The organism is Shewanella sp. 1180_01, assembly GCF_052850535.1.
Genome location: NZ_VXCT01000020.1, coordinates 60,336 through 79,693 on the forward strand (window position 1 = coordinate 60,336; position 19,358 = coordinate 79,693).

The 19,358-nt window shown below is 44.3% G+C and carries 15 protein-coding genes and 2 pseudogenes; 10 read left to right on the forward strand and 7 right to left on the reverse strand.

What is annotated here, in order from left to right; all coding sequences use genetic code 11:
• Positions 1–685 precede the first annotated feature (685 nt).
• A complete protein-coding gene (gene motY, locus FW758_RS12295) occupies positions 686–1,555 on the reverse strand; it encodes a flagellar protein MotY (RefSeq protein ID WP_063883092.1) in 870 nt (289 codons plus the stop codon).
• Between the two features lie 141 nt (positions 1,556–1,696).
• Here motY and rnt point away from each other — a divergent pair, with 141 nt between their 5' ends.
• Positions 1,697–2,368, forward strand: a complete 672-nt coding sequence (gene rnt / locus FW758_RS12300) for a ribonuclease T (protein ID WP_261272636.1) — start codon at positions 1,697–1,699, stop codon at positions 2,366–2,368.
• 100 nt (positions 2,369–2,468) lie between these two features.
• On the opposite strand, the gene FW758_RS12305 is transcribed toward rnt, so the two are convergent.
• A complete protein-coding gene (locus tag FW758_RS12305) occupies positions 2,469–3,074 on the reverse strand; it encodes a peroxiredoxin C (protein WP_006081247.1) in 606 nt (201 codons plus the stop codon).
• Between the two features lie 388 nt (positions 3,075–3,462).
• On the opposite strand from FW758_RS12305, the gene FW758_RS12310 reads away from it, so the two are divergent.
• Positions 3,463–4,782, forward strand: coding sequence for a Na+/H+ antiporter family protein (locus tag FW758_RS12310; RefSeq protein WP_446445530.1), 1,320 nt, complete (start codon positions 3,463–3,465; stop codon positions 4,780–4,782).
• Positions 4,783–4,898: 116 nt separating this feature from the next.
• Here the strand turns inward: FW758_RS12310 and upp are convergent, their stop codons facing one another.
• Positions 4,899–5,525, reverse strand: a complete 627-nt coding sequence (gene upp, locus FW758_RS12315) for a uracil phosphoribosyltransferase (protein ID WP_006081245.1) — start codon at positions 5,523–5,525, stop codon at positions 4,899–4,901.
• A 331-nt stretch (positions 5,526–5,856) separates the two neighbouring features.
• Here upp and purM point away from each other — a divergent pair, with 331 nt between their 5' ends.
• From purM to FW758_RS12345, 6 genes and pseudogenes are all read left to right on the forward strand, one after another.
• Positions 5,857–6,894 carry a phosphoribosylformylglycinamidine cyclo-ligase gene (purM, locus tag FW758_RS12320; protein ID WP_006081244.1) on the forward strand — a complete coding sequence of 346 codons (1,038 nt, stop codon included), beginning with the start codon at positions 5,857–5,859 and terminating at the stop codon, positions 6,892–6,894.
• Positions 6,894–7,538: a phosphoribosylglycinamide formyltransferase gene (gene purN / locus FW758_RS12325; protein ID WP_106650228.1), complete on the forward strand. Its 645-nt coding sequence runs from the start codon at positions 6,894–6,896 to the stop codon at positions 7,536–7,538. Before purM ends, purN begins: the two co-directional genes overlap by 1 nt.
• A 157-nt stretch (positions 7,539–7,695) precedes the next feature.
• Positions 7,696–8,010 (forward strand): annotated as a pseudogene (locus tag FW758_RS12330) (UMP phosphatase); the annotation flags it as partial.
• Positions 8,011–8,164: 154 nt separating this feature from the next.
• A complete protein-coding gene (locus FW758_RS12335; RefSeq protein ID WP_446445531.1) occupies positions 8,165–9,076 on the forward strand; it encodes a hypothetical protein in 912 nt (303 codons plus the stop codon).
• Between the two features lie 251 nt (positions 9,077–9,327).
• Positions 9,328–10,143 carry a TIR domain-containing protein gene (locus tag FW758_RS12340; RefSeq protein ID WP_446445532.1) on the forward strand — a complete coding sequence of 272 codons (816 nt, stop codon included), beginning with the start codon at positions 9,328–9,330 and terminating at the stop codon, positions 10,141–10,143.
• A gap of 65 nt (positions 10,144–10,208) precedes the next feature.
• Positions 10,209–10,664, forward strand: a pseudogene (locus FW758_RS12345) (HAD hydrolase-like protein); the annotation flags it as partial.
• Between the two features lie 758 nt (positions 10,665–11,422).
• Here the strand turns inward: FW758_RS12345 and FW758_RS12350 are convergent.
• Positions 11,423–12,316, reverse strand: a complete 894-nt coding sequence (locus FW758_RS12350; protein ID WP_446445533.1) for an alpha/beta hydrolase — start codon at positions 12,314–12,316, stop codon at positions 11,423–11,425.
• Entirely contained in the window at positions 12,303–12,614 is a 312-nt protein-coding gene (locus FW758_RS12355) for a hypothetical protein (protein ID WP_446445534.1), read from the reverse strand. Before FW758_RS12355 ends, FW758_RS12350 begins: the two co-directional genes overlap by 14 nt.
• Positions 12,615–13,198: 584 nt before the next feature.
• Between FW758_RS12355 and FW758_RS12360 the strand changes: the two genes are divergently transcribed.
• Together FW758_RS12360 and asnB are read left to right on the forward strand one after the other, a co-directional pair.
• A complete protein-coding gene (locus tag FW758_RS12360; protein ID WP_446445535.1) occupies positions 13,199–14,875 on the forward strand; it encodes a M28 family metallopeptidase in 1,677 nt (558 codons plus the stop codon).
• A gap of 599 nt (positions 14,876–15,474) precedes the next feature.
• Complete coding sequence (gene asnB / locus FW758_RS12365; protein ID WP_446445536.1) at positions 15,475–17,139, forward strand: asparagine synthase B; 1,665 nt, start codon at positions 15,475–15,477, stop codon at positions 17,137–17,139.
• A gap of 169 nt (positions 17,140–17,308) precedes the next feature.
• Here the strand turns inward: asnB and FW758_RS12370 are convergent, their stop codons facing one another.
• Positions 17,309–18,436: a patatin-like phospholipase family protein gene (locus FW758_RS12370; RefSeq protein ID WP_446445537.1), complete on the reverse strand. Its 1,128-nt coding sequence runs from the start codon at positions 18,434–18,436 to the stop codon at positions 17,309–17,311.
• A 235-nt stretch (positions 18,437–18,671) separates the two neighbouring features.
• Positions 18,672–19,358 (reverse strand): TonB-dependent siderophore receptor (locus FW758_RS12375; RefSeq protein WP_446445538.1); only part of this gene is annotated, 687 nt, incomplete at its 5' end.

Genomic DNA, 19,358 nt, shown 5'->3' on the forward strand with positions numbered 1-19,358 from the left:
ATAAGCTTATTGAAGTGTATTATTATGCACTAATAGTGATTTATAAGTTATTAATCAAGGTAAATAGTGACTTAAGTGATATAGATCACCTTTGCAATCATTAGAATTACTAATGTTTATGGGCAATTTTTCTCGTTTGTTTTACCGCCGAGTTCACCATAGAATGTGCTTGTTTTCAGGAGATACCTGCTTGCAGATATCGAAAACAAAGAACTTTTAAACTGGTGTGTTCCCAACACTTCAGTTTCTTCCCTGGTTCTTATGCTTGACTTCCTTCCTTCAATTTGTTGATTGCAAATGCATTATTTTTGCGGCCCGCTTAGTTTAAGCGGGCTTTTTTTTATCCATTTCAAACACCATCCTACTTACGACGATATCAGGCTTTATGCCGCTATCACTATTCATGCCCTCACCCCAGTTAATTTGTCTAAGGTGCTTAACGGTTACCTGCTCGCGAATATCACAAATAAGAAAAACTCATAATCCTATTCAAAGCTCGCTGATGCTGCAAAGGTTGAGGTTGAGGTTGAGGTTGAGGTTGAGGTTGAGGTTGAGCGAAATACTGCCAAGCTATCCAAAAATAACCATCTCCGCATCCAGAAATGACAATGCCAAGTCAGTGACTTGGCATTGGATTAGGTTTAACTATATTGATGTAGCACAGGTTAAACACTGCGCAAATGCACTACAAAGGCTTACTTATCCGTATCACAACGCGGCGGTTACGTGCCCTTTCGTCCATATCATCGTTCGAAGCCACATGACGGCGCTCACCGTGCCCTACAGTAACGATACGATCTTGCGGAATACCACTGGCAACAAAGAAATCTTTTACCGACTCAGCCCGTTTATCTGAGACTTTTTGGTTAACTGAACGGCCACCGTAACTATCGGTATACGCATCCACCAGCACTAGCTCCACCAAAGGATCATAGGCTAAGTATTCTTGAACCCGAGATAGTTGCTGCTGGGAGAAACGAGTTAAATCGGTTCCGCCTTCATCATAGTTCAGCACAGTAAATGCGATATCTTCAAAACTATAGGGCAACAGGTGCGCTAGACAAGCTTTGAACTCGCTATATTTACGGCCAAAATTAACCGATGACAAACCCACAGCGATCTTATTTGACTCGTTATACCAATCGGCATAGTAAAACGTCGGCTCCATACCGCGACTCAACTCAGCCAACATAGACCAAGCAGCACGTTTAGGCACCTCACCATTAAAGTACTTTTGATAATGCAGTGACGTGATCTCTTTTGAGACCACTCCCGGACGCCACTGTGGCGCGCGACTAATTAACTTAGCTTGCGTGACTTGATCCGGTTTTACCCACATGTCTAAGGTAAAATTCATATTCTGCTGCTTACCCGCTTCGCTGGTAAAAATCGCTTTACCGTAGGAAGGGATATCGTGCTCGAGGCGACAAACGATGGGAGAATTCTCGCTCACTCGCCATTGGGAATCACTTAAAGAGGCGACATAATGGCGCAACTCTGCCGTTGCAGTTGCTGGAACGCATAAAATTGATACTAATATCAGTTTTCGCCACATAGCCTTTACTCATGTTTAATCGGTTACATGGCTTTATCGGCAAACTATTTAGTTCCTTTAGCTCATAAAACCACCAATCAAGCATGACACACCCCAACACATTTAGCATAATAGCGCCCTGTGAATTTTCTAGAGTACTTTATGAGTGACATTTGCGACGCGAACAAATTGAAATACCGATTTCGAGGCTACTTTCCCGTAGTCATTGATGTCGAAACTGCGGGCTTCAACTCTCAAACCGATGCGTTGCTAGAAATTGCCGTCACCCTACTGAAAATGGACAATGAAGGCGTGATAGGAATCGACAAAACCCTACACTTCCACATTGAGCCCTTTGAAGGCGCAAATTTAGAACCCGAAGCGTTAGCATTCAACGGCATTGATCCCACTAATCCGTTACGCGGAGCTGTGAGCGAGAAAGAAGCCTTTTTAGAAATCTTTAAAGCGGTGAAAAAAGCCCAAAAAGCCTCTGACTGCCATCGCAGTATCATAGTGGCGCATAATGCCGCCTTTGATCATGGTTTTGTGAGTAAGGCGATTGAACGTTGCGACTTAAAACGCTCGCCGTTTCATCCTTTTGCTACTTTCGATACTGCTACACTCGCCGGACTTGCCATTGGTCATACCGTACTGGCCAAAGCATGCATCATGGCGGGCATTCCCTTCGATAATAAAGAAGCCCATTCTGCGCTATATGATACCGAACGTACCGCAGAGCTTTTTTGTCACATAGTGAATCGTTGGAAATCATTAGGCGGCTGGCCGTTACTGGCCGTGGATGAGCAGGATACACCAAGCGATACTGAGGCATAAATTTAGCGGTTCACACTAGATCTTAAGCCATTTAAAAACAAAAAAGCTGCCATTGGCAGCTTTTTTCATTTAACGAGCAACTGTGATTAACAAATACTAATTACAGTGAGCTTGCGTTTTCAGACAGGTAAGCAGCAACACCTTCAGTGCTTGCATTCATACCTTTATCGCCTTTTTCCCAGCCAGCAGGACATACATCGCCGTGCTCTTCGTGGAATTGCAGTGCGTCGATCATACGTAGCATTTCATCAACGTTACGGCCTAATGGCAGATCGTTAACAACTTGGTGACGAACCATGCCTTCTTTGTCGATCAGGAATGAACCACGGAAAGCTACACCCGCTTCAGGATGCTCAACATCGTATGCTTTACAGATTTCATGTTTAACGTCAGCCACTAACGTGTACTTAACTTGGCCAATACCGCCTTTTTCAACTGGGGTGTTGCGCCATGCGTTGTGAGTGAACTGAGAATCGATAGACACACCGATCACTTCCACGCCACGCTTAGTGAACTCTTCCATGCGGTGATCAAATGCGATCAACTCTGATGGACAAACGAAAGTGAAGTCAAGTGGATAGAAGAATACGACTGCTGGTTTGCCTTTGATGGCAGCAGTTAAGTTGAAGCTATCAACGATTTCGCCAGAACCTAATACAGCTGCAGCAGTAAAATCAGGAGCCTGACGGCCTACTAATACGCTCATTTTATATCTCCATCTATGAGTTGAACTAAGTGTAAGGCAAGATGCCCTTTCGCCAGTATGCTCTCCTCAACCTAGGTCGAGTTAAATCCTTACTGATTAAAAGGTGTTCTTACCAATCAAATCTTTAGGCATTATAAGTCGTGTGCTGTGCCTTACAACCTATTTAAGACCAATATCACATTTTTCAAGGGCATTTCCGTTTTGCCTGACTAAGGATAGAGCAATCTGCGTATCCTGTGTGCGCAACAATCCACATTCGGCTAACAGACAAAACCCAGCATGATCACATTTTCAGATATTTTTCAGATAAGCTATCGGCAAACTGGACATCCACAGCCTTTGCAGTCAAAAATAGCGTCTTTGGCTTAAAGAATTAAGAAAATTGACTATGAATGCAGTCGTAATTGCAGTGTGCTTAATGTTGGCACTCAGTTTAGCTAGGGTGAATGTAGTAATCGCCCTCACCGTAAGCGCCCTAGTGGCGGGACTTGTGGGCGGAATGGATCTGCACCAAACCATAGATGCCTTTAATACTGGCTTAGGTGGCGGCGCGCAAATTGCGCTCAGTTATGCATTATTAGGAGCCTTTGCTGTTGCACTCTCACACTCAGGTTTAACCACACTGATCTCAAGAAGCATCATCAGTAGTCTTGGGCAAGATCCTAATCCCACCAACACTAACTGGGTTCGCTGGTTACTGCTGCTATCGCTCCTCGTCATGTCGATGGCGTCACAGAATATTTTACCTATTCATATCGCCTTCATTCCGATTTTAGTGCCGCCTCTGTTGCATGTGATGACCAAACTGAAGATTGACCGTCGTTTAGTCGCCTGTGTTTTGACCTTTGGTCTCGTCACTACCTATATGATTTTACCGATTGGATTTGGTGGTATTTTCTTAAATGATATTCTGCTTTCCAACTTAACCAGCAATGGCTTAGCGGCTGTACGTGAGCAAATTCCACCAGCCATGTTAATTCCAGCGGCGGGCATGATAGTTGGTTTACTGACAGCTGTGTTTATCAGTTACCGTAAACCTCGGATCTACGATGAAGCCAAAGTATTGGTTGCTGAGCCAGAAGAAACCCTCAACAAACGCAATATTATCATTGCCGCAGTGGCGATATTAGCCACCTTAGTGGTGCAACTTGAAACCGATTCGATGATTTTTGGCGCCCTAGTCGGCTTCATGATTTTCAGTTTCTCGGGCGCCTTAAAGCATGTCGCCGACCAAGATATTTTCAATCAAGGCGTGCGTATGATGGCCAATATCGGTTTTATCATGATTTCAGCCGCTGGTTTTGCCGCAGTAGTGAAAGAAACCGGTGAAGTAGGCACGCTTGTGGCTTCGCTTAGCGACATCATTGGGGATAATAAAGCCCTCGCCGCCTTCTTGATGCTGCTAGTGGGTCTACTGATCACTATGGGGATCGGCTCGTCTTTCTCCACCATTCCTATTATCGCGACCATATATGTGCCTTTGGCGTTAAGTTTTGGTTTTTCGGTGGCGGCGACAATAGCGTTAGTCGGCACCGCCGCGGCGCTGGGTGATGCGGGCTCGCCAGCATCGGATTCCACCTTAGGGCCTACTGCGGGTTTGAATGCCGATGGTCAACACGACCACATTCGTGACAGCGTGATCCCCACCTTCATCCACTACAATATCCCACTGTTAGTGTTTGGCTGGATTGCGGCCATGGTGTTGTAACACCGAACAATACACCCAATAAAAAGGCCGAATTGCATTGCAATTCGGCCTTTTAGATCGAGCGCCCAAATATTAACAAGCTATATGAATAGGCATGTTAACAGGCACAGGAACGATTATTTAGTACCAAAGATTTTATCGCCCGCATCACCAAGACCAGGCAGGATATAGCCCTTCTCATTGAGGCACTTGTCGATAGCAGCGGTATATAACTCGATATCAGGATGCGCCGCCTCTAACGCTTTGATCCCTTCAGGCGCAGCCACTAACACTAAGGCTTTGATTGAAGTACAACCGCGTTTCTTCAATAAATCGACGGTCGCAATCATAGAACCACCGGTCGCGAGCATTGGGTCGACAACTAAGGCGATACGCTCGTTCATGTCGCTGGCGAGCTTTTCAAAGTAAGGCACAGGCTCTAGAGTTTCTTCGTCACGGTAAATGCCGACAACTGAAATGCGCGCACTGGGGATATGCTCAAGCACACCGTCCATCATGCCCAAACCCGCACGTAAAATCGGCACAACAGTGACTTTTTTACCTTTGATTTGGTCGACTTCAACCGGACCGTTCCAGCCTTCAATCGTCACCGTTTCAGTTTCGAAATCTGCGGTAGCTTCATAGGTTAATAAACTGCCCACTTCGGCGGCTAGCTCACGGAAACGTTTAGTGCTAATGTCACCTTCGCGCATTAAACCGATTTTGTGACGCACTAAAGGATGTTTAACCTCGACAACTTTCATTTTTCTCTCCTACTTTATTTTTCGGCGTATTATTTTAGGCAAATTTTTCAGATTCTAGTTGATTTGTTTACTAGGTAAAACATAAAGTTTTGCCATTAGACCTAATCGTGAGCTATCTCCCAAGAATAATTCCCAATCGACTAAGATACGTACCTTAATTTACTATTTTGTGACCAATCTCAAGACCTCAGAAACTGAAATACAGTTTTACTCGGCCAAAAATACTCCGCCGAGGGGCATAAATCCAAATCATGACTTTCGACCCCTAGCACAAGCTGGTAGAATACCGCCGCATAAAATCCAATAACGATGTACCCGAGAGGATCCCTCCGTGAGCACACCTACCCCACTGAGCTATAAAGATGCCGGCGTTGATATTGATGCAGGTAATGCACTGGTAAGTAACATTAAAGCAGCCGTTAAACGTACCCGTCGTCCAGAAGTTATGGGCAACTTAGGTGGTTTTGGCGCCCTGTGTGAAATCCCCACTAAATACAAGCAACCGGTTTTAGTGTCTGGCACCGACGGTGTTGGGACTAAATTGCGTTTAGCTATCGACTATAAAAAACATGACACAGTCGGCATAGACTTAGTTGCTATGTGTGTGAACGATTTAATCGTTCAAGGTGCTGAGCCACTGTTTTTCCTCGATTACTATGCAACGGGCAAGCTAGATGTTGAAACCGCGACGTCTGTCGTCAACGGTATCGGCGAAGGTTGTTTCCAATCTGGTTGTGCGTTAATCGGCGGTGAAACCGCTGAAATGCCAGGCATGTACGAAGGTGAAGATTACGACCTAGCAGGTTTCTGCGTAGGCGTAGTTGAAAAAGCCGACATCATTGACGGTAGCAAAGTTGCAGCGGGTGATGCGCTTATCGCATTAGCCTCGAGCGGCCCTCATTCAAATGGTTACTCTTTAGTACGTAAAGTATTAGAAGTGAGCCAAGCAGACCCTCAACAAGATCTCAATGGCAAACCGCTAATTGAGCATCTCCTTGAGCCAACCAAAATTTACGTGAAATCATTGCTAAAACTGATCGCAGCATCAGACGTACATGCCATGGCACACATTACTGGCGGCGGCTTCTGGGAAAACATCCCACGCGTACTACCAGATAATTTAAAAGCGGTTATCCAAGGCGATTCATGGCAATGGCCTGCTGTTTTCAGTTGGTTAATGGAAAATGGCAACATTGCAGAATATGAAATGTATCGCACCTTCAACTGTGGCGTCGGCATGTTAGTCGCGCTGCCAGCCGATAAAGTGGATGCAGCACTTGCATTACTGGCTGCAGAAGGCGAACAAGCTTGGCTGATCGGTGCTATCGCAGATCGTGAAGGCAATGAAGAGCAAGTGGAGATCCTGTAATGCCCCAGAGCTGTCGTGTAGTTGTATTAATTTCCGGAAATGGCAGTAACCTGCAAGCGATTATCGACGGTTGCGACGATAATATGCAGGCCGAAGTTGTCGGAGTCATCAGTAATAAACCCGATGCCTATGGCCTAGTGCGCGCCCATCATGGCGAAATTGATACCAGCTGCGTGATAGCTCACCAAGGTGAATCTCGCTCTGAATACGATGCACGTTTAATGACAGTCATCGAACAGTACCAACCCGATTTAATCGTGTTGGCAGGATTTATGCGGATCTTAACCGATGATTTCGTGAATCATTACCTAGGTCGCATGATCAATATCCATCCTTCACTGTTACCGAAATACACTGGCTTAAACACCCATCAACGTGCCATTGACGCTAACGACAGCGAACATGGTGCCAGCGTGCATTTTGTCACGCCAGAGCTTGATGCAGGTCCGGTGATTTTACAGGCCAAAGTGCCTGTTTATGAAGAAGATACCGCTGACATGCTCGCCGCCCGCGTGCATGAGCAAGAACATGCCATTTACCCACTCGTGGTGAAATGGTTTAGTCAGCAACGTCTTAACATGCAAAACGGCCAAGCCTATCTTGATGGCAATCTCATCGGCCCGAGCGGTTACGCGCCTGATTAGTTCCGCTTAAAAGCAATGGTAGCGAGATCACAAATGGAGACCTTAGGGTCTCTATTTTTTTAACTATTTTCCACAAAAGCATTGTTTTCTGGGGCAATGTGGCATTAGATAACTTAACGAAAAGTGATTTTTGCTCGGCATGACAAGAGACTATTAGATGAAAAATATTATCTGCGATATCGATGGTGTACTACTGCACGACAATAAACTGATCCCCGGCAGCGACAAATTTATCCAGCGCATTTTAGAACAAGGCAATCCGTTAGTCGTATTGACTAACTATCCCGTACAAACGGGTAAGGATCTGCAAAACCGTTTAAGCGCCGCCGGTATTGATATTCCTGAAGAATGCTTTTATACCTCCGCCATGGCAACCGCTGACTTTTTACAGCACCAAGAAGGCAGTAAAGCCTATGTTATTGGTGAAGGCGCCCTCACCCACGAACTCTACAAAGCAGGCTTTACCATAACCGTGGTCTAATACGTATTGCACTTATAGTAACGCCCTCTGCACTACTTCACAAACCTCATTTTAAAACAGCTAGTTACCTCCCCTACTTCTTGCCATATCTACATAACGCGATAGAATGCTTCTAATAGCATTTTGCACAGTAATAGGAGCACACATGGAAGTAAATTTCTTTAAGGATTTAGAAACTGAAATCAAAGAAAAGCTAAAAGATTTTGGTTACCCAATACCTAGTTTTGCAGAGCTAAGAAAGCAACACATTAGTGCTACAGAAGCTCACTTGAGCTATAAGCATTATGATATACAAAACTTAGTGCTTCACTTTCTTACAGTGACTGAACGCAGAATACCGATCAAAAAGTGGAACATTCACATATCTCCACAGCTACAGAATCGCACTGAGATAGTAGATATCGTATCAATGCTATCTAAGGGTAAAGATGTAAATCCGTTTCTTAGTAAACAAGTTAAAGGCCAACACCAAAATAAAAAAACTGACTTACTTCGCTTTGAATGGGGAATCTACCATATTCATTTTGAGGAGGGAGGTAAAGGTGATGAAATGCTATTCGTGTATTTTGATGGCAATGAAGCTTACTTGCTAGACATATTACTTCATGAAAAAAACGGTGCTAACCACATCACTTGGACTAATACTGATTTGATACAAATATTACACGACAACTGGCCTCACGTTATTGCACGAGCGATTTTTAAAACTGATAGCAAAGAAACTCTAACTACTGAACAACGACAGATCTTGCGTAACAAAGCGGCGAATACTAATGTTACCGTCCGAGATGGAACGGAATACATGCCTATTGGTGGTGGTTTTTCATGCAGTAAACATCCACAAAAAGCCGCAGAAAATACATTACGCATGCTTAAAAGAACGGAGGAGTTAGAGTCAATGGTTTTGAACAACAACAATAATAATATCAAAAACCTACTACTCATTGATAAATCGAGCAAAAACATAAAAATCAAACTTGAGTTAACTGATGGGCTTAATCTTAAAGTTATTAACACTGCCAATAAGAGTTCATTTGAGATTGATGAACCTTATTGATGTAATAATCAAGTTAAAAATACACATCGAAACCCTGCTAAACACATCTATTTTTTGTTGTTATAGTAAGGGTTAAACCCCACAAGTCGGGTGTCAATATCCAAGTGGTCTAATACAATCTGCACTTATAGTAATACCTCTCGCGCCACTTCACAAACCTCATTTTAAAACAGCTAGTTACCTCCCTACTTCTTGCCATATCTTGCTAACGCGATAGAATGCTTCTAATAACAATGTTTTGTGAGGCATTGATGGACAAACAAGAGATCATTGAAAAGTTAGTTGAACTTAAAATTAAGCTTATTGAAGATGTTTATCAGGCGTATGGCCGTGAAACATCTGATTACGGTCGTGAACGTTTTGATACTTGGAAAAGATCCGTTACTAAGTTCTTAAACCAATATATCCCTAACGAAGTCCAACGTTTTAATGTGAAAGCAAACCCTACATGTGGTGTGTTCCTGCGCCGTAACGGTATGCCATACCATGAGTTTTTCTGGAAAACTGATGGTAGTGTTATGAATGCCTATATTGAAAGTTTAATTCTTGATATCAAAAATGATGAATATGATTTCACCCCAAGCAACAAGGAAGTTCAAGACGTGAAAACTATACCTGAAGCTAAATCCAAAAAAGTGTTAATCGTGCATGGACATGATGGTGAGGTTAAATATCGCACTGCTGAATTTCTTCGCAGACATGGATTTGACCCGATTATTTTGCATCTAAACGCAAGTAAAGGTGACACCATCATTCAAAAACTCGAACGTTTAGCTAAAGATGTTGGTTATGGTGTTGTCCTATATACTCCGGATGACATGGGTGAAACAAAGGCGAAGGCTAACCAACATGAGCTACAACCTAGAGCGCGTCAGAACGTTGTGTTCGAACATGGTTACTTGATGGGGCTTATTGGTAGACCAAATGTTGCGGCTATTGTTGAAAGTTATGTGGAAATGCCCGGCGACCATGATGGAGTTGTATACATACCAAGTAGTAACTGGGAAATGGATCTATTAAGAGAACTACATGGAGCTGGTTACCCTATAAACCCCGCTAATCTTTAGCTTTTCATCGATTTAAGCCCTTACTAAACACATCAGCGTATTCTTGTTATAGTAAGGGTTAAACCTTCAAGTCAGGTGCCAACATTACCGATATCAACCCTGACTTTGTGATTGTCGGTGAAACCCGCTCCTACAACTGGGAGATGATCCATAAAGCCGCGGGCTTCATCGCACGTGGCGCGCGCTTTATTGCCACTAACCCTGATACTCACGGCCCAGCTTATAGCCCTGCCTGCGGCGCACTCTGCTCACCTATTGAGCGTATTACCGGTAAGAAACCTTTCTACGTGGGCAAACCGAGCGCTTGGATTATTCGCTCTGCACTTAATCATATTGATGGACACTCGGAAGACACTGTCATTATTGGCGACAATATGCGCACCGATATTTTAGCGGGTTTCCAAGCCGGGCTTGAAACCATTCTGGTCACCAGCGGCGTGAGTAAGCTTGAAGATATCGATAAAGAGCCTTTCCGCCCGAACCATGTGTTTGCCTGCGCGGGCGACATCGATGTTGTTTAACTCTACACTTTAATTAAGCTTATTTCCCAACGTGTGCCCAGTGCTACGTCGCAGGGCACCATAAACTAAATACCTTAAATAAATTTATCTTCGGTAGTGACACATTTATCTAAATAACTGCTCCTAATTATGCTACATCGTAGGGTATCGCACACAGGCACGGCATTCACTCTTCCCTGAGGGCGCCACCGCGCTATCCATGGCGCAGAGGGCCTGCTTACCGATATCCTACTCGCTCTATAAAATGATCTACAATTCGAAACGGCTATTTAGCGCATTTTAGAACAAAAAAATCCGTTGGTCGTTTTCCAAATCGACACTATAGACATGAGCGTTGCTCATATCTATAAGACTTAAAATGAAAAGTTCTAGTCAACATTAAGCTTAGCTGTGACTCTCCCGTCTAAACGTGGCAGAGAGACATGTATTTATCACTTACTCATATATACAAACTCTTCTGCTTTCTATACTGAGCTGCTCAGCTAAGTCATGATTATTTGTTAACTGGGCCTGCACTATCAAGGTTTTAATCTGCTCGCACTTATCGCCCTGTTCCTTGCTGACTAGGCCGCTCTGGTCTTTCTGCCATTGAATGACTCCAGCAATACCGTTATAACTGTCCCTGTATTCTGGCGTTCTATCCGCTTGATAGGTCTCTGGTATCTGAGATCCGCAGCCTACCAGTAACAGTATTATAGGTGCTAGTTTCCTCCACCCTTGAAACATCGCTCGCATTCCTGTTATTCCTGTTATTCCTGTTATTCCTGCAAGGGTTTTACGTCGCGATCTTCAGTGAAATTTGTATATTTTTCTTCAACGGAAACGCTTTCAATAAATTGTTTAATGCGAGGCAAATAACTTTTTTCATCTTTAATAAAAGTATCGCAATGCCCGCCTTCGGCTACAGGATAAAACGAACTCAGTGTATTGCTAGATGCCAAATAAAGGGCTTTGCCCATACTAAAAGGAATGTTGCTGTCTTTTTCACCGTGAATAACCAGTACGGGTTTACTAATTCCTTTTATCATTGAAATATTGTCAAACTTTAGTTTGTTATCAAGCTCAATGTTAACCAGACCACCAAACAAGTTGCGTGACCGATACAAAACCACCATTTCAGCAACATCGGTAATGCCACCTTCAATAATCAGACCCGCGACGCGATCATCTTTAGCTATACTGGTTGCCATCACAGATCCAAGTGATAGGCCGTACACATAAATTTCTTCATTTTTGCTTAATGCGGTTATGGCAAGCTGTGTGTCACTTAACATATTGGAAAAGCTAGCTTCGCCATCACTAAAACCATAGCCCTGGTAATCAATAGCCAGAATATTGAAGTTCGTAGCGGCAAGCGATTCTAGAACGCCAAACCAAGGTTGCAGGCTCATATTCAAAGCATTGCCATGTAAGACCAGCAAGGTTGTTGTTTGGCCTTCTACTTTTCTGCTCAGTGCATAAACTTTTTTGCCTGTTGCTGTAACCAGCCATTGCGGACTGTAACCATGCACCTCAGTTAACTGCTTCAGATTGTTATCATCTATTTGTTTTGATGGCGACACGACCATACTGTCTTTCACCACAACTGAGCATGATGCTAATAATAAACTCATCACTAACACTATGTAATTTAATGTTTTAACTTGCATCATTTTTATTAATTCCTGTTGGTTCTTGAGTTTTAAAGACAAAACCTAAAGCGGTTTTAGCCAAAGCATAAAAAAAGAAAAAAATAGCAATGTAGTGAATAACTAGTAAGGTCGATTTAAGTACAATTGAAAAATCAATTTCAGATACGGAAAGTATTTCGTTGAACATAGTTGGCCCGATGTAAATTAGAAAACGCAATACCAGCACGGCAACCAGTAAGGGCGAAAATACAAAAAAAAGGCTATAAAGTATGTCAAGAGCAGTGACCGTTTTTTCGTCGGATAACAGCCACTGAATCACTTAGCAAATCGCGCCTATTAGTTAACTCATTGATAAACCAATAACCGTCATTACGGTAAACCGGTAGTAACCTAGTATTTAGATCCCCGAACCTATCGCCCGCCCCTCAGATTGTTAAATCTATGCTTTATTTTGTAAATAGAATTGGTTTTATTTTACAAATATCATGCAAAATGATGAGTTCAGATGAGAAATTAAATATTTTCTTAGCTGTGTTGGTTCCATCACTAGATTTGCTTTATATCGAACATTTAAGGCTCTGTAACTGAGCACTTCTGGCGAAGCAAATTACAACCTCATGCCATGCTGTTTAATAATCACTCTCGAAAGATCAACAGCCCCTACAATTGAGACATGATCCATAAGGCGCAGCGCTAGCTTCATTACCACGAATCCTGATACTCACGGCCCTATAACCAATCCAGCCCAAAGGCGTATTGCATAGGGTAAAGCAACATTAAGTAACATATTCACCTGCCGCTCAGCCTTGTGGCTCGCTGCGGCTTGCTTCATGATAAGTCTCGCTTCTGATTGATTAACAGAAATCTAAAATTCCTTAATTAAAACAACAGTAGGATTAACCTATGCGACGTCTGTATCCACTCTGTGCGCTGGCTATGCTCAGTGCCTGTAGTCCGAATTCATCCCAATCCGATGGCAACAGTACTTTGGCTGAACTCAAACCCGTGCAGTTTAATGAAGCGCGCTTTAGAAATGATATTAAAACCCTGTCATCCGATGAATTTGAAGGTCGTGCGCCGACCACTCACGGTGAAAAACTCACCTTGGACTATTTGACTAAAGCCTTTACAGAGATGGGACTCAAGGGCGCGTACCAAGGCAGCTTTTTGCAACCTGTGCCTATGGTCAGCTATACCGCAGATGAAGCGCAGAAAGTCACGCTAGCAGGATTACCCTTTAAATACCGAAAAGATCTGGTGCTCAGCAGTCGCCACGATAACGGTGGTATTAGTATTGAGAACGCACCATTAGTCTTCGTCGGCTATGGAGTGAACGCACCCGAATATGGTTGGAATGATTACCAAGATCTCGACATGAAAGGCAAAATTGCAGTGATCTTAGTTAACGATCCCGGCTTTGCCCGCCCTGACTCGGGTAAGTTCAATGGTAAAGCCATGACCTATTACGGCCGCTGGAGTTATAAGTTTGAAGAGGCCAGCCGTCAAGGCGCCCTCGGTGCACTGATCATCCATGATACTGAGCCCGCCTCTTATCCTTGGTCTGTGGTAGAAAATAGCTGGACTGGGCCACAGCAAGATCTGGTGCTGAGTAAAACCGAACAAGATAGCCGCATCCAAGTCGAAGGCTGGCTTACATTGGGTGCAGCAACCCAATTGTTTGATAAATCTGGTTTATCACTGCCGAGTTTGATGGCGCGCGCCGCCGACAGCTCAATCAACGTCCCCCTTGAGCAAACGGCCAGCATCGCCTTTAAAAACAAAGCCGAATACGCGAATAGCTACAACGTAGTCGCCACGCTCCCCGGCAGCACACAAGCTGACGAGCAGATCCTCTATACCGCTCATTGGGATCACATAGGTAAAGACGAGACGAAAGCAGGCGATCAGATTTACAACGGCGCCATGGACAACGCCTCAGGCACTGCCGGTATTCTCGAAATCGCCAGACAATTAGCCGATAATGCGAAACAAGGCCACGGTTTAGCGCGCTCGGTCACCTTTATTGCCACCACAGGTGAAGAACAGGGCTTACTCGGTTCGCGCTATTACGCTGCCAATCCACTTTATCCTATCGACAAAACCGTGGCAGTGTTAAACCTCGACAGCACCAATATCTACGGCAAAACCAAGGATTTTACGATTGTCGGTAAAGGGAAATCTGAGTTAGAAACTTACCTTATTGATGCGGCGAAACAACAGAACCGCATCGCCATGGGTGAGAAAAATCCCGCTTCGGGCGGTTTCTTCCGTTCAGATCATTTCAGCTTTGCCAAACTGGGCGTCCCAGCGGTCTTTGCCGGCGGCGGTAGCGACCCCGTTGATGAGGCCACGGCTGCTTATAAAACCCAGATGCAAGCCACAATGAAAGGCTGTTATCACAATGTCTGCGATGAATACCATGAAGACTGGGATTTGAGCGGCGCGCTGCAAGATTTGCAAGTCTACTACCAAGTCACGCGCACCTTGGGCAACAGCAAAGATTGGCCGGGATACTATCAAGGCACAGAGTTTAATAACCTGCGCCCAGCTAAAACGACGCTTGTGACAGATGCAAAATAGCAGCTTGTATCAGTGACAGCTTGTGAGAGGCGACTTAGTGAGTCGTCTCTCATTAACGCCTGCTAGTAGAACCTGCGAAATAAAGCGCCAGCTTAATAAAGCGTCTCCTCCACCAGCCAAAGCGCCAAACAAGACCTACAAGCACGTGAACCATTCACGTGCTTTTTTTGTTTTCAGCCCACAAACAATGCCGTTATCGCGAAATATCCATCCTGCGACACCATTCTGCATAGGCTTATGCCATTGGTTGATGTCAAACTCGGCGCATTAATTGATTAAAAATAAAACACTTAAACGAGCCAACTCATTATTTAAGGTCTTTTTAACGGTTTTGCTGTCATCGACACTTTTTTAAAACACATTGTGAATTCCCCAAAACCCCTCACGCCAAATCAGACAATAAAAACAAATCATCAAAAATAACGCAAATTAAATGAATTATTCTCAAATAAAAGCATTAAACACAAACATCTAAATCAACAAAAACACCAATAAACAGATAAAACATCAAAAATAGTGTTTGGAAAATACCTAAATTGCTGGCACATTAAACCTCAATTGAGACATCCTCAAATGACAGACAGTGTGGGAGTTGTACTATGTGTTCAATCTTTTCGATTTTAGATATCCAATCTGATGCCAAAGAACTGCGCCAAGTCGCGCTAGAAATGTCTAAGCTAATGCGCCACCGTGGCCCTGACTGGTCAGGTATTTATGCCAGTGATAAGGCAATTCTTGCCCACGAACGTTTAGCCATTGTTGACATTGAACACGGTGCTCAGCCACTGCTGACCGAAGATGGCAGTTTGATCCTTGCGGTCAACGGCGAAATCTATAACCACAAAGAATTGAAAGCCCAGCTAGGCGATAAGTACAGCTATCAAACCAACTCTGACTGTGAAGTCATTCTGGCGCTGTATCAAGAATATGGCACTGACTTCCTTGATAAATTAAACGGTATCTTCGCCTTTGTGTTATATGACAAAGCCCAAGACAGATACCTTATCGGCCGCGATCACATGGGGATCATCCCGCTATACACAGGCCGTGACGCTGCGGGTAACTTCTATGTTGCCTCTGAAATGAAAGCGCTGATGCCAGTGTGTAAAACGGTAGAAGAGTTCTTACCGGGCCAGTATCTGTATTCAAAAGATGGTGAAGCCGTTAAATACTATAGCCGCGATTGGCAAAGCTATGATGCGGTTAAAGATAACCCAGCCAGCCAAGAAGAATTACGTGACGCATTAGAAGCGGCGGTCAAACGCCAATTAATGTCAGACGTACCCTATGGTGTGTTGCTATCAGGCGGCTTAGATTCATCGATCATTTCCGCCGTGACGCAAACCTTTGCTAAACGCCGCATTGAAGACGATGGCGAAACCAACGCTTGGTGGCCACAGTTGCATTCTTTTGCTGTCGGCCTTGAAGGTGCGCCGGATTTAATCGCCGCCAAAAAAGTCGCAGATGCCATTGGTACCATTCACCATGAGATCCATTTCACCTTCCAAGAAGGCTTAGATGCGATTAAAGAAGTGATCTATCACTTAGAAACCTATGATGTCACCACCATACGTGCCGCGACACCTATGTATTTAATGGCGCGAAAAATCAAAGCTATGGGCATTAAGATGGTGTTGTCGGGAGAAGGTGCTGATGAGCTATTTGGCGGCTATTTATACTTCCATAAAGCGCCAAACGCACAGGCATTCCACGAGGAATTAGTCCGCAAACTCGATAAGCTGCATCTGTTCGATTGTCTGCGTGCCAACAAAGCCATGGCCGCTTGGGGATTAGAAGCCCGTGTGCCCTTCCTCGATAAAGAGTTTATGGATGTGGCGATGCGCATCAACCCAGAAGCGAAAATGTCTAAGGATGGTCGTATCGAGAAACATATTCTGCGCCAAGCCTTTGAGCACAAGTTGCCAAAAGAAGTGGCATGGCGTCAAAAGGAACAATTCAGTGACGGCGTCGGCTACTCTTGGATTGACGGTTTGAAAGAACAAGCTGCAGCGCGGGTGGATGATTTACAATTGGCAAACGCGAAATTCCGTTTCCCATACAACACACCAGAAACCAAAGAAGCCTATTTCTATCGCTGCTTCTTTGAAGAACATTATCCATTGAGCGGCGCTGCAGAAACGGTTCCAGGTGGTAAATCCGTCGCCTGTTCAACGCCAGAAGCATTAGTTTGGGACGAAAGCTTACGCGGCATTATCGACCCATCGGGCCGAGCAGTACGCTCAGTGCACACCTCAAGTTATTAATGGTCTAACGTTGATGAGCTTGATTAATCATATAAGTTAATTAACTAGATTGATGCACAGGTTAAGATAGCCAACCACAAAAGCCACCCTAGGGTGGCTTTTGTATTTCGATGCAGTTTACTTTTATTGCTTACTCACGCACTACATTGTGGCTTAACTCGAAACCAAGCTAGGCCGACAGCGCACTAAATGGCTGGATTTGAGAGTTAGCTTGAGAGTGAGCTTGAATGTGGGTTTGAGTGTGAGCGTTGGTTTGCACTTGAGGAAAATAAGCATTCATCTGCGTCAATGCCATCGGATCTTGGGTTAAAAACTGCTTTCCAGCACTCATGCCCGCATGGTAATCATGGCGTAAATCGGCATCGGAACTCCCCAGTAACTTACTCTGTAAATTCTCAGCGGAAAAAATCTGCACTATCTCCACATCCTCTGGCGGATTCGCCATAAAATCCAATTCATCCTGATAGGCTTGTTCGTGCTGCACTAGATAATCTATGGTTTTCGGGCAAAAGCCAGAAACACAAATCCAAGATTTAAGTTTATGCACCCAAGCCGATTGCGCCTGAAAATCCTCACTCACAGTGCGGATCACCACAATTTTACGGGCACCACGACGATAGGCCTCACGCACAGGTAAAGGCGCGGCTAAGCCGCCGTCGAGATAAAAATCATTGTCGATAGCTCCGCTCAATGCTGCGCTATGATGAGACACGCCATGATTAGCCACGCCGTTATTACAGGCGTTGTCACTATTACAGGCCTTGTCATTTAGCCAAGGCGTGAGTTTCACTCCTTGTTTATACAAAAATGGCAATGCGCTGGAGGCTTTAAGCAATTCGCGCCACTGGCTTTTACTGCTTGGACTTAAAAAATAACCCTTGCGATCACTGGCATTGGTAGTGGTGATCAGTAACTGCCGATCACCGAGTGAGGCTGTCGCCGCGTTAAGATCTAATTTAAACATCCCTTGTCGCGTCTGCTCAAAATACCAATCTAAATCGACCACATTGCCGCCGACTAACCCCCGACCGAGTCGATAGAAACGTTTATGGCGCGACAAACCGCGGATCAAACGTTTGGCATAACCCTTTTGACGGGCTAAAAAACTGCTGAGATTCTGTGAGCCTGCAGATGTACCAATAAATAAATCAAAGGGATCGAATCCGCCATCAAGCCAAGCATCGAGCACGCCCGCGGTAAAAATGCCACGCTGACCACCACCTTCTGCAATCAGGGCCACCTGTGGGCTAGCATTAAATTGAGCGTCTTTGGAGGCTAAGTGGCTGACGGCGTGCATAGGGAAACCTTATCAAATAATTCATATAAGGCGAGTCTAAACAAGCTGAATGAGAAAGGATAACGGATAGAAGCTATCATCTTAATAGGAAAATACTATTAAGATAGTGTACAAGCATTAGCCGGTGATGATAACGACAGCAAATACTGGCAGAAATCACGGCAGTGATGAGCAAGGTTAGGCAGGTTAGCTTGTTCGTCATCCTTAACGAACAAGCTATTTTCACATCAATGCATTAAAACTTATGACTCAGTTCAAGCGTGATATTGCGTGGCTCACCGGGAAAATGGCCATTACGTTCGCTAAACCCACTGACGGCATATTCTTTGTCGAAGATATTTTTAAGATTTAAGCGAACTTGAGTTTGATCCCACTGAGTCGTCCAGCTCATATCAAAAATCGTATGGGGCTTCACTATTTGACCATCGAGGCTGAACTGCTCGCCCACATAGTCCATACCAAAGGCAATCGCCGAATCGAGTGCATTGATATCGTAACGGGTCCATATTCCCGCTTGATGACGCGGCGCATTGGCAAAGTGCTTACTGTCAAAGGTATTGGTTAAACTATCGTTCGTTACCCCTTTAACCACTTCGGTCTCGTTATAGGCATAGTTTGCTGTGACGGTCAGGTTATCGGTTAAATCCCCCACCAGCGTCCATTCAAGGACTTGACTGTGTACTTCACCCAAATTAAGTAAAGCGGGAATGCCATCGTCATCGCCAGTATTTAAAGGGTTAGCTTGAGCGACATTTTGTTTTTCAATGCGATATACGGCGAGCGTGGTCATAAACTGGCCATCAAGCCACTCATTTTTCATCCCAAGTTCAATTTGATTGCCCGTTTCTGGATCGAGGAAACCGTCAGCAATATCTTGTGCTTGATCGGTTAAAGATGCTGGATTAAAGCTCTCAGAGTAATT

Bases quoted from the DNA above. Each gene is read 5' to 3' on its own strand.
- motY (WP_063883092.1), bottom strand. From the start codon at position 1,555: ATGTGGCGAAAACTGATATTAGTATCAATTTTATGCGTTCCAGCAACT.
- rnt (WP_261272636.1), top strand. From the start codon at position 1,697: ATGAGTGACATTTGCGACGCGAACAAATTGAAATACCGATTTCGAGGC.
- FW758_RS12305 (WP_006081247.1), bottom strand. From the start codon at position 3,074: ATGAGCGTATTAGTAGGCCGTCAGGCTCCTGATTTTACTGCTGCAGCT.
- FW758_RS12310 (WP_446445530.1), top strand. From the start codon at position 3,463: ATGAATGCAGTCGTAATTGCAGTGTGCTTAATGTTGGCACTCAGTTTA.
- upp (WP_006081245.1), bottom strand. From the start codon at position 5,525: ATGAAAGTTGTCGAGGTTAAACATCCTTTAGTGCGTCACAAAATCGGT.
- purN (WP_106650228.1), top strand. From the start codon at position 6,894: ATGCCCCAGAGCTGTCGTGTAGTTGTATTAATTTCCGGAAATGGCAGT.
- FW758_RS12335 (WP_446445531.1), top strand. From the start codon at position 8,165: ATGGAAGTAAATTTCTTTAAGGATTTAGAAACTGAAATCAAAGAAAAG.
- FW758_RS12340 (WP_446445532.1), top strand. From the start codon at position 9,328: ATGGACAAACAAGAGATCATTGAAAAGTTAGTTGAACTTAAAATTAAG.
- FW758_RS12350 (WP_446445533.1), bottom strand. From the start codon at position 12,316: ATGATGCAAGTTAAAACATTAAATTACATAGTGTTAGTGATGAGTTTA.
- FW758_RS12360 (WP_446445535.1), top strand. From the start codon at position 13,199: ATGCGACGTCTGTATCCACTCTGTGCGCTGGCTATGCTCAGTGCCTGT.
- asnB (WP_446445536.1), top strand. From the start codon at position 15,475: ATGTGTTCAATCTTTTCGATTTTAGATATCCAATCTGATGCCAAAGAA.
- FW758_RS12370 (WP_446445537.1), bottom strand. From the start codon at position 18,436: ATGCACGCCGTCAGCCACTTAGCCTCCAAAGACGCTCAATTTAATGCT.